Annotated in this window: 6 protein-coding genes; 3 read left to right on the forward strand and 3 right to left on the reverse strand. The window is 73.8% G+C overall.

Translation table 11 applies throughout. The features are described from left to right. Positions 1–39: 39 nt before the first annotated feature. The 3 genes from ACFYXE_RS35690 to ACFYXE_RS35700 form a co-directional block, all read right to left on the reverse strand. A complete protein-coding gene (locus tag ACFYXE_RS35690) occupies positions 40–810 on the reverse strand; it encodes a glucose 1-dehydrogenase (protein WP_389319870.1) in 771 nt (256 codons plus the stop codon). Continuing rightward, a complete protein-coding gene (locus ACFYXE_RS35695; RefSeq protein ID WP_361168238.1) occupies positions 807–1,460 on the reverse strand; it encodes a TetR family transcriptional regulator in 654 nt (217 codons plus the stop codon). Before ACFYXE_RS35695 ends, ACFYXE_RS35690 begins: the two co-directional genes overlap by 4 nt. Positions 1,461–1,592: 132 nt before the next feature. Then, positions 1,593–2,486 carry a DMT family transporter gene (locus ACFYXE_RS35700; RefSeq protein ID WP_389319873.1) on the reverse strand — a complete coding sequence of 298 codons (894 nt, stop codon included), beginning with the start codon at positions 2,484–2,486 and terminating at the stop codon, positions 1,593–1,595. A gap of 235 nt (positions 2,487–2,721) precedes the next feature. Here ACFYXE_RS35700 and ACFYXE_RS35705 point away from each other — a divergent pair, with 235 nt between their 5' ends. From ACFYXE_RS35705 to ACFYXE_RS35715, 3 genes are all read left to right on the forward strand, one after another. After that, on the forward strand, positions 2,722–4,377 hold the full coding sequence (locus tag ACFYXE_RS35705) for an FAD-binding dehydrogenase (protein WP_389319876.1): 1,656 nt from the start codon (positions 2,722–2,724) through the stop codon (positions 4,375–4,377). 169 nt (positions 4,378–4,546) lie between these two features. After that, on the forward strand, positions 4,547–5,509 hold the full coding sequence (locus ACFYXE_RS35710) for a hypothetical protein (RefSeq protein WP_389319879.1): 963 nt from the start codon (positions 4,547–4,549) through the stop codon (positions 5,507–5,509). A 120-nt stretch (positions 5,510–5,629) separates the two neighbouring features. Further along, positions 5,630–7,195 carry an APC family permease gene (locus ACFYXE_RS35715; protein ID WP_389319882.1) on the forward strand — a complete coding sequence of 522 codons (1,566 nt, stop codon included), beginning with the start codon at positions 5,630–5,632 and terminating at the stop codon, positions 7,193–7,195. Positions 7,196–7,393 lie beyond the last annotated feature (198 nt).

The following is a 7,393-nucleotide window of genomic DNA, read 5'->3' on the forward strand; positions in this document are numbered from 1 at the left end:
CAACCCCACGGCCGCACGCGACCCCGGCGCGGGGCGCCGTCACTGCCCCATGACGTACTTGACCGTGGGACCCGCGGTCCAGCCGCCGTCGACGGCGAGCTCCGCGCCGGTCACGTAGGACGCGGCGTCCGAGAGCAGGAAGACCATGGCGCCCGCGATCTCGTGCGGCTCGCCCACCCGGCCCATCGGGGTGTTGGGGTAGTTGCCCTCGCCCTTCTCGATGCCGACCTGGGCGGTCATCGGGGTGTACGTCATGCCGGGGTGCACGGAGTTGACCCGGATGCGGGCGGTGCCGAGCTCCACCGCGCCGATCTTGGTCAGGCCGCGCACGCCCCACTTGGAGGCGCCGTACCCGGCGGTGAGCGCGAGGCCCATCAGGCCCGCGGCGGACGAGATGTTGACGATCGAGCCGCCGCCGGCCTCCTTCATGGCGGGCACGACGGTCTTCATGCCGATGAACACGCCGGTCAGGTTGATGTCGAGGACCTTGCGGAAGTGCTCGACGGACTCCGACTCCAGGAACTGGCCGGTGGATATCCCGGCGTTGTTCACCAGGCCGTGGACCGCCCCGAACTCGGCGACCGCGAGATCGGTGACGCGCTGCCAGTCCTCCTCGGACGTCACGTCGTGGTGCGCGAAGCGGGCGCGCTCGCCGAGCTCGGCGGCGGTGGCCCTGCCCTCCTCGTCCAGGACGTCGGTGAGGACGACGTGGGCGCCCGCGGCGATCGCCTGGCGCGCGGCCTCCGCGCCGAGGCCGCGCGCGGCGCCGGTGATGATGACGGTCCGTCCGGTGAGGTCGTGCTGGGTCATGAGGGGTCTCCAAGGGTGGGTTGCGGGGCCCGCAGCAGGGCTGCGGTGGTCTCGACGAGATCCGCGAGGAAGACGTCCTCGCCGGTCAGGGGGGTGGCGCCGGTCAGGTACTGGCGGGCGCGGTCGCCCAGGGCGGCGCCGACCATGGTCAGCGCGAGGTCGAGGCGCTCCAGGCGGACCGGCTCGGGGAGTCCGGGCGCCAGCCGGGCCACGCGGTCCTCCACGCGCCCGATCAGCGTCCAGTAGACGGTGCCGTCGAGGGTGGGGTGCGGGGTGCGGGTGCGCACGCCGCTCTCGTGGCTGAGCTGCGCGGAGATCCGCAGACAGCGTCGCCCGCGCTCGGTGCGCAACTCGCTGGCCTCGGCGTTCATCAGGGCGGTGAGCAGCCCGCGCAGGTCGGCCGCGGTGCCCCCGGCGCGCTCCAGCTCGGCGGTGAGGACCTGCTCGGTGCGGCGCTGGCGCTCGGCCATCACGGCGTCGAGCAGGCCGCCGCGGGAGCCGAAGTGGTACTGGACGGCGGACGGATTGCTCTGGCCCGCGAGCCGGACGATGTCCCTGAGCTGGGCGCCGTCCACGCCCTGGGCGGCGAAGACCTCCTCGCCGGCCCGGATGAGCTTCTCCCGGGTCTCGGGACCCGATGTTCTGGCCATGGCTTCATTCTAATGCCGACCATTATTAAAAAGCGAGCGCTCAGCGAGCTCGTGCGTGTGGGGGGGGAGTGGGAGTGGGAGGGGGCGTCGGTGAGGCCGGTGAGGCCAATGAGGCCGGCGACCGGCGCCGGGTCACCCCGGCAGCGGAAGCCGCTCCCGCCCCGGCCCGTGCCCGGCGCCCGGCATCGCGGGGTGCAGCCCGAGCAGCACCACCCCCGCCACGATCGCCGCGAGCCCCGACGCCTCCCACGCGAGCGCCGCCGTGTCGGTCCGCAGCCGGTCGCCGAGGAAGCCGACGCCGCACGCGATCCCGGCCAGCGGCTGCGCGGCGGTCAGGGCGGGCAGCGACATCCGCAGGGGCGCCGTCTCGAAGGCGCTCTGCACCAGGACCAGCCCGACGACGCCGAGCGCCAGCACCCCGTACGGCTGCCAGCCCGTGAGGAGTTCGGCGAGGCCGCCCGCGGAGAACCGCTGTCCGCTCACCCGCGTCAGCGCGTCCTGCACGCCGTACAGCAGCCCGGCCGCGAGGGCGAGCAGCACCGGTCCGGAGCCGAGCGGGGAGCGTTTCGCGTACGCCGCGAGGAGCAGCGCGGTGCCCGCCATCACGCCGATGATCAGCCAGTGCCGGACCGGGTCGGTCACGGCGTCGCCGCCGCGCGGCTCGCCCGCCACGATGAACGCCGTGACGCCGCCCGCGAGCAGCGCGAGCCCGGCCCAGCCCTGGCGACCCAGCGGCTGCTTCGTCTGGTGACGGGACAGGGCCAGGGCGAACAGGAGGTTGGTGGCGAGGAGCGGTTCGACGAGCGAGACCTCGCCCCGGCCCAGGGCGACCGCGCCGAGCGCCATCCCGCACACCATCAGGCCGATCCCGGCCAGCCAGCGCGGCACCCGCACCAGGTCGAGCAGCAGCCGCGGCGAGAGGAAGTCGCCCAGCGGGGCCTGCCGCGCCGCGTTCTGCTGCAGGACGAAGCCGAGGCCGAGGCAGCAGGCGGCACCGACGGCGAGGGCGAGGACCAGAACCGACACGTCACATACCTGGAGACGGGGGGGCGGGGGTGCGGGGCCGGGCCCCGGCGGAGGAGAAAGGAGACTTTGCCGACGATAGCGGCCATCCGTCCCCCCGCGCACCCGCGCACTCGCTCTCGACGGGGTTGCTCCCCGCTGCCGGTTGACGTGCGTCACTCGGCTGTCCAGGATCTGACCTGTCCGGGTTCTGACCCGCCGGTAACCTTGCGGGACCTTGTCGAGGAGGACGACCTCAATGGCGTACGACGCAGATGTGATCGTGATCGGGGCGGGGCTGGCCGGACTCGCGGCGACCGCGGAGCTGGTGGACGCGGGCCGCCGGGTCGTCCTCGTCGACCAGGAGCCCGAGCAGTCCATCGGCGGGCAGGCGCACTGGTCCTTCGGCGGGCTCTTCTTCGTGGACTCGCCGGAGCAGCGCCGGCTGCGGATCAAGGACTCGCACGCCCTCGCCCTCCAGGACTGGCTGGGCACGGCCGCCTTCGACCGGCCGGAGGACCACTGGCCGCGCCAGTGGGCCGAGGCGTACGTGGACTTCGCGGCCGGTGAGAAGCGGTCCTGGCTGCACGGCCAGGGCGTGCGGTTCTTCCCCGTGGTCGGCTGGGCCGAGCGCGGCGGGTACGACGCGCAGGGCCACGGCAACTCCGTGCCGCGCTTCCACATCACCTGGGGGACGGGCCCCGGTCTGCTCGCGCCGTTCGTGCGCCGGGTGCGCGCCGGGGTGGCCCGCGGCCTGGTCGAGCTGCGCTTCCGGCACCGCGTCACGGGCCTCGCGCGCAGCGCGGGCAGCGTCGACACGGTCACCGGCGAGGTCCTCCAGGCGTCCTCCGTCGAGCGCGGCGGGGCCAGCAGCCGCGAGGTGACCGGGACCTTCGAGCTGCGTGCCCAGGCGGTGATCGTCACCTCCGGCGGCATCGGCGGCAACCACGACCTGGTCCGCGCCAACTGGCCCGAGCGGCTCGGCACCCCGCCGCGGAAGATGATCTCCGGGGTGCCCGCGCACGTGGACGGCAAGATGCTCGGCATCGCCGAGGACGCCGGGGCGCGCCTGATCAACCGCGACCGCATGTGGCACTACACCGAGGGCATCGAGAACTGGAACCCCATCTGGGACCGGCACGGCATCCGCATCCTGCCGGGCCCCTCCTCGTTGTGGCTCGACGCACGCGGCAACCGGCTGCCCGTGCCGCTCTTCCCCGGCTTCGACACCCTCGGCACCCTCGACCACATCATGAAGACCGGTCACGACCACACCTGGTTCGTCCTCAACCAGCGGATCATCGGCAAGGAGTTCACCCTCAGCGGGTCCGAGCAGAACCCCGACCTGACCGGCAAGTCCGTGCGCGGCGTCATCGACCGGGCGCGGGCCGACGTGCCGGGCCCGGTCAAGGCGTTCATGGACCACGGCGTCGACTTCGTGGTCGAGAAGGACCTGGGCGCCCTCGTGCGCGGCATGAACGCGCTCACCGAGAAGCCGCTCATCGAGGAGGCCGCGCTCGCCCGCACCCTCGCCGCGCGCGACCGGGAGATCGCCAACCCCTTCACCAAGGACCTCCAGGTCACGGCCATCCGCGGGGCCCGCAAGTTCCTCGGCGACCGGCTCATCCGGGCCGCCGCCCCGCACCGCGTCCTCGACCCGAAGGCCGGCCCGCTGATCGCCGTGCGCCTCAACATCCTGACCCGCAAGACCCTCGGCGGCCTGGAGACCGACCTCTCCTCCCGGGTCCTGACCGAGGGCGGCGCGCCGCTGCCGGGCGTGTACGCGGCCGGGGAGGCCGCCGGATTCGGCGGCGGGGGAGTGCACGGCTACCGCTCGCTCGAAGGCACCTTCCTCGGCGGCTGCCTCTTCTCGGGGCGCGCCGCGGGCCGCGCCGCCGCCCGCGACGTGAGCTGACCGCCGCCTCCGTGACGCGGTGTCATCCCAGGTGAGGGGCGAAGTCGGCAGATTGTGCGACGAGTTGGTGAAGAGCGGGACACCGCGCGGCCTTGACGTGGAGCGGTGCCTACCGCTTTGCTGTGCGTGATCATCCGTACGCAAGCCGCGCCGGGGAGGACGTCCCGCGGTGTCACCACCCCCGCCCCCACTGGGCCGCTCCCGCAAGAAGTCCGCGGGACACGCCTTCGACGCCGCCCTCGACGACGCCGCACTCGTCACCGCCCGAGCCGCCCTGGCGCAGGGCCGCTGGACCGAGGTCCGCGCGCTGCTCGCGGCCACCGGCGACGACTGGGACCGCAGGGGGCACCGCTTCGACGTGCTCGGACGGGAGCCCACCACGACCGCGTGGGCGCGCGACTGGCGGCTCGCCGAGCCCGAGAGCCACGACGCGGAGGTGCTGCTCGCCTTCGCCGCCGTGCACAAGGCGCTGCGCGGCAAGGAGCGTTCGGACCGGGTGCGCGCGAGATGCCGGGACGCGGCGGCGCGGGTGCCCGCCGACCCGACCCCGTGGCTCGCGCTGCTCCTCCTGGAGCGTTCGCTGGGCCGCGAGGAGGACGTCGTCCGCCTCTTCGACGAGATCCGCCACCGCCACCCCGAACACCACCACGCCCACCACCTGATGGTGGCCCGGCTCGCCGAACGGCGCCCCGGCGCAGGGCAGGACCCGATGCACGAGGTGTACGACTTCGCGTCCTGGGCCGCCGAACAGGCGCCCGCCGACTCACCGTTGGCCGTGCTCCCGGTCGTCGCGCACGCCGAGCGCTACCGGGTGCTCGCCGCCGCGGGCCTGGAGGCGGTCGACCCCGCGGCCTCCCTGCACTGGGTCGGACGGCGGGCCCGCGGCGTCATGAAGGCGGCCTTCGACTGGTGGCTGGAGTGGGAGACGCCCGGCGAGGCGGGCCACCCGCGCTGCCACGTCGACCTCAACTTCCTGGCCCACGCGAAGTCCTGCGAGGGCCGGGCGGCCGAGGCCGCCGCGCTCTTCCACCGCATCGGACGGCACGCCACCCCGGCCCCCTGGTCGTACCCGGACCGGGACCCGTACGAGGCGTTCGCCGCGGCCCGGGCCCTCGCGTTCGGCTCGGCCTGAGCCCTCCCCCTTCTCCCCCCTCTCCCCCCTCTCACCCTCCCCCCTCAGATCCACCCGCTTCACCGCTTCACCGCTTCACACTTCGTCCCCGATCCGTACCTCCGAAAGGACAACCGCGCCATGGCGACGGGAAGTTCGACACCGAGCGGCACCAGGTCCTCCGGCGCGCCGACGGGTGACACCGGGATCAGCACGTACAAGGGGCAGGAGCGCGCCCTGCGCGCCGGCCGGCTCGGCACCGCGGGGCTGCTGCTCTCCGTGCTCGCCGCGACCGGCCCCCTCATGGTCGTCGCCGGTGTCATGCCCACCACCTTCGGCGTGATGGGCATCGTCGGCCAGCCGCTGCTCTTCCTCATCCTCGGTGTCGTCCTCGCGCTCTTCAGCCTGGGATACGCGGAGATGAGCCGGCACGTGCACAACGCCGGCGCCTTCTACGCGTACATATCCCGCGGCCTCGGCGGCACCGCGGGCGCGGGCGCCGCGCTGGTCGCGCTCGTCGCCTACAGCGCCCTGCAGGCGGGCCTGTACGGGCTGCTCGGCTTCGAGGTGTCCGGGCTCCTGCAGACCTACTTCGAGGTCGAGGTCGCCTGGTGGATCCCGGCCTTGGTGGCCGTCGCCGTCGTCGCGGTCCTCGCCTGGCTGAAGATCGACCTCAACGCGCGCGTGCTCGGCGTGCTGCTGCTCATCGAGGTCGCGCTGGTCGTCATCTTCGACATCGCCGCGGTCGTCGACCCGGCCAAGGAGGGCCTGTCGCTGCACGCCTTCAACCCGGACACGCTCACCGGCGCGGGCGTGGCCACCTCGCTGTGCTTCTGCATCGCCGCCTTCACCGGCTTCGAACAGGCCCCGGTGTACGCCGAGGAGACCAGCAGGCCGCAGGTCGTCGTCGCGCGCGTCATGTTCTTCGCGGTGGGCTTCGTGGCCGTGTTCTTCGCGCTCAGCTCGTGGGCGCTCACGGTGGCGGCCGGGCCGTCCGGCATCGTCCCCGCGGCCCGGGAGCAGAGCGCCGGGCTTCTGTTCGGCCTCACCGAGGACCGGCTCGGGGGGACCTTCACGGACGTCCTGCACGTGCTCTTCGTGACCGGCATGTTCGCGGCGATCCTCAGCTTCCACAACGTCGTCGCGCGGTACGCCTTCGCGATGGGCCGGGAGCGGCTGCTGCCCGCCGCGTTCGGCCGCACCAACACCTCCACCGGCGCCCCGGGCACCGGCTCGCTGCTGCAGACCGTGATCTCGGTCGTGGTCGTCATGGGCTTCGCCGTCGCCGACGACGGGAAGGCGGGCGACCCGACCGCGCCGGTCCTGCACCTGTTCACCTGGGGCGGCAACATCGGTGCGCTCGGCGTGATCCTCCTGATGGCCACGGCCTCCGTCGCGGTCATCGTCTTCTTCGCCCGGCGCGGCGCCGCGCGCGCCCAGGCCTGGCGGATCGCCGCGTCGGGGCTCGCCGCGGTCGGCCTGCTCGTGATCGCGGGCTACACCGTCAAGGACTTCGACGTGCTGGTCGGCGCGGGCGAGGGCTCCACGCTCAGCTGGGTGCTGCCCGGCGTCATCTTCGCGGCGGCGGCGGTCGGCGTGCTGTACGGGGCGTTCCTGCGCTCCAGGAACCCGGAGGCGCATGCCCGCATCGGGCTGGGGAACGAGGCGTTCCAGCTGGAGAAGGCGTCGGGCTCGCCGGGGGCGTGACGGTGTACGGGGCTCGGTCTGTCACCGGCTTCGCCGGGTTCGTCCTCAAACGCCGGACGGGCTGGAGGGGGCCCGGACGGGCTTGAACGCGGAGGCCGCGCCCGGCGGGAGCCGCGCCGGCGCCCCCGGGGGTTGGGGGTGGGGAGGTTTTGAAGGGCCGGAGCCGGGCCCCGCCCCCCCCCCCCCCCCCCGAAGAAG

It is taken from the genome of Streptomyces sp. NPDC002564, assembly GCF_042889645.1.
Taxonomy (GTDB): Bacteria; Actinomycetota; Actinomycetes; order Streptomycetales; family Streptomycetaceae; genus Streptomyces.

Excerpts from the sequence above, each read along its gene's own strand:
- ACFYXE_RS35695 (WP_361168238.1), bottom strand. The coding sequence starts at position 1,460 with ATGGCCAGAACATCGGGTCCCGAGACCCGGGAGAAGCTCATCCGGGCC.
- ACFYXE_RS35690 (WP_389319870.1), bottom strand. The coding sequence starts at position 810 with ATGACCCAGCACGACCTCACCGGACGGACCGTCATCATCACCGGCGCC.
- ACFYXE_RS35715 (WP_389319882.1), top strand. The coding sequence starts at position 5,630 with ATGGCGACGGGAAGTTCGACACCGAGCGGCACCAGGTCCTCCGGCGCG.
- ACFYXE_RS35705 (WP_389319876.1), top strand. The coding sequence starts at position 2,722 with ATGGCGTACGACGCAGATGTGATCGTGATCGGGGCGGGGCTGGCCGGA.